The sequence below is a fragment of the Okeania sp. SIO2F4 genome, assembly GCF_010672385.1.
Lineage (GTDB): Bacteria > Cyanobacteriota > Cyanobacteriia > Cyanobacteriales > Microcoleaceae > Trichodesmium.
Genome location: NZ_JAAHGT010001057.1, coordinates 1 through 3,172, shown reverse-complemented (window position 1 = coordinate 3,172; position 3,172 = coordinate 1). Strand labels below are relative to the sequence as shown.

Annotated in this window: 3 protein-coding genes; 1 reads left to right on the top strand and 2 read right to left on the bottom strand. The window is 33.5% G+C overall.

Going from position 1 to position 3,172, the window contains the following annotated elements; genetic code table 11:
- Window positions 1-327 (bottom strand): hypothetical protein (locus F6K22_RS36990; protein ID WP_293109726.1); only part of this gene is annotated, 327 nt, incomplete at its 3' end.
- Window positions 328-902: 575 nt separating this feature from the next.
- On the opposite strand from F6K22_RS36990, the gene F6K22_RS36985 reads away from it, so the two are divergent.
- Complete coding sequence (locus tag F6K22_RS36985) at window positions 903-1,487, top strand: PAP/fibrillin family protein (protein WP_293109725.1); 585 nt, start codon at window positions 903-905, stop codon at window positions 1,485-1,487.
- Between the two features lie 878 nt (window positions 1,488-2,365).
- On the opposite strand, the gene fcmC is transcribed toward F6K22_RS36985, so the two are convergent.
- Entirely contained in the window at window positions 2,366-2,953 is a 588-nt protein-coding gene (fcmC, locus tag F6K22_RS36980) for a filament morphology membrane protein FcmC (RefSeq protein ID WP_293109723.1), read from the bottom strand.
- Window positions 2,954-3,172: the final 219 nt, after the last annotated feature.

Here is a 3,172-nt window from a genome sequence, read left to right as displayed (position 1 = left end):
CTGTACTGGAGTTTGTTGCACTACAGGTTGTGGTACTACTGTTTCCTGTACTGGAGTTTGTTGCACTACAGGTTGTGGTACTACTGTTTCCTGTACTGGAGTTTGTTGCACTACAGGTTGTGGTACTACTGTTTCCTGTACTGGAGTTTGTTGCACTACAGGTTGTGGTACTGTTTCCTGTACTGGAGTTTGTTGCACTACAGGTTGTGGTACTGTTTCCTGTACTGGAGTTTGTTGCACTACAGGTTGTGGTACTGTTTCCTGTACTGGTGTAGTTGGTGACTCCGCAGGTTGTGGTTGGCTATTTGTTTGTTGTTTTTCTTCCATATATCAATATCATCAACTCAAGGAATTTTAGTCAGTCTATCTTAATATTTATATTTTAGATTTACTCATCTCCTTAATCCGGTCTCTTGGATTTTAGGGGATTTTGTCAGAAATTTTCCAGTAAATAATATATATAAATATTTTTTCTGTTCGTATTTAATAGATTAGATGGATTTATGTGCATCAAATTACAATTTTGCAGCAAAAACTAATCTAAAATCTAAAAATTTTAGTTAAATTCAGATTAAAATTAATCCAGGTGGTGAGCTGCTCTAAATTTTTTGCTACTGTTAAGGATATCGTCAAAATAGGGTGATACCCGGATAACCTGCAGAATTTTTTTGAACTTTTCTTAACTTGATAATATAGCTTTAAGCATTTCCGTGCCGGAATGCGGAGCAAACAGCATTCAGTTACCTTCTTGATCGAATAACTCCATTATCAGCTCTAGTCGAAACTATTGGTCGTAAAGGATTTCATTTTTTTTAATGTCCTAACACTTTTTTGTAGTGCTATAGATAAATATTGTCACCTTACCTTAAGAATTCAAGTCAGATTGACAATAAACAGGAATTATGATATACAAATCAAAATTAATTGAAATACTTACAGGCAAAAATCGCGGTTTACTAGCAAGTAAAAACGATCAAAAAGAAATTTTGGCAGCGATCGCTCAGTTAGAAGATTATAATCCTAACCTCCGCCCCTTGGAAGCAAAAGAACTATTAAATGGTAATTGGAGGTTACTTTATACTACCAGCCAAGAATTACTACGCATTGACAATTTTCCTTTCCTGAAACTAGGTGATATTTATCAATGTATCAGAGTTGAAGATACAGCAATATATAATATTGCAGAAGTATATGGTTTACCATTTTTAGAGGGAATTGTAAGTGTTGTTGCTCAGTTTGAAGTTGTTTCAGAAAAACGAGTGAATGTTAAATTTAATCGTTCAATTTTGGGTTTACAAAGTTTAATTGGTTATCAATCACCTAACAAATTAATTGCCGAAATAGAATCAGGAAAAAAATTTACCGCTGTTGATTTTGATATCCAAAATCGCGAGCAACAGGGATGGTTAGATATTACATACTTAGATGAAGATTTACGAATTGGAAGAGGCAATAAAGGAAGTGTATTTGTACTAATAAAAGTTTAAGATAATGCCCTAACTAATTTTTGGTATGGGATGAGTAATACCAATTAGAAAAAAGTTGCCTATGGTAGAGGGTTTGGTAACCAAACCCTTACCAATGGATAATGGATAATTGATAATTAACCAATCCGGTTTCAAGCCTTCTGTTTCAAGAGAAAAAAGCTTAGAAGATTTCCTTATATTCAATTCCGTTACGGTTTTAACCAGAGGTAATTAGAGTTTGCTAAAAAAGTCTTATGAGTGAGGATATAACTCAGAACTCAGAACTCAGGAGATAATTGATAATTGATAATTAATCAATCTGGTTTCAAGCCTTCTATTTCAATGGATAGCTTACCTTACAAGGGTATGTTTTTTAGAATTATGCCTTTGGGTGTGGGGAATCTGGGGAGAGGGGGAAGTGTGGGGGGAATTTTTGAACCATTTTCCTTATAAAAAAGCACACTGGAAGTTGAGATTTTATACTGAATAAAATGATTACTCATACCACTTAAAAAAAAGAATGCTACAAAAAGGTGTATCTCAATCAGATATGCAGAAAAATAGCTACTCCAATTCATTTTAGATAGTTATTTCTATCGTTTTTCCATTTTTTAAAATATTTACTCATTCTTCCTTCTTTTTTACTTCTACCATTTGTAACAAACACTTATGAAATTGGTATCAGCCCTTTGTTAAAAACATATACTTGTAAGTTTTCCCTATTATTCTACTCAAGAAAGTGTAGAAAAGTTTTTGAGAAATAGTATTATAGATGTTGGAGTAAGTTTTCCATAACAACAACAAAGCCTTTTCGTTAATCCCCAATTTTTTTGCTATTAGACAGTTAGTTTTCTGAAGTTACCACTAATTATTTTTTCCCAAAGTGTATCGAAGCTTAATTAGAAATCTTCTATAAGAGAACTTAAGCGCTGCAACAAGGGATCTGATTCTGTTTTTGATTCTTCAACAGATAAATCTGCTTCTGCTTCTGTGGGTTTAGTAGTGGTTAATTCTTGCTCCTGAGTAGGCTTAACAATAGGTAGTTCTATTTTATTAATAGCTGCTTCAATTTTTGGCAATTCTGTCTTGAAAGCCTGCAAAGCTTCAAGGAATTTAGCATCAAAATTAAATTGCATTTGAGCCAATTGTTGATTCATTTGACTCAAGTGTTTTTTCAGGTCATTTAATTGACTTACCTGATTAGGTTCATTCAATTCACTAGAAGCAATTTTTTTTTCCAACTCAGAAAAATGTTGGGTAAGCTTTTCATAAATTCTGTGTTCTAGACGTTGCAAATTTGACGCAGATTGAGCTAATTCTGTAGACGAAGATACATACAAAAATTGCCATAGAGCTTGCTTACAGAGATTACTAAAAGTTTGGTATTTTTGGGTATTCAACTCTTTTTCAATAGCTCCCAACAACTGTTTATCTGCTGCCTCTTCGGTAAAAAAGACTTCTTTTTTCTGATTTTTTTCCCACAACATCGGGTAATATTTTAATTAACTTAGACAAAGCACAATATCAAGTATTCTGTTCAATAATTAATAATTAACAATTAATAATTAATAATTACCTCTTCTTATAACGGATAGGATTGGGTAAAAGGAATTTTTTTCTTTTCTTGGTCGATTGGATATGGCGCACTTCGGAGCGGCTCTGCATTCAGAGGGAAACCTCGCCATCCCATCCTTCGGAATGCTCCG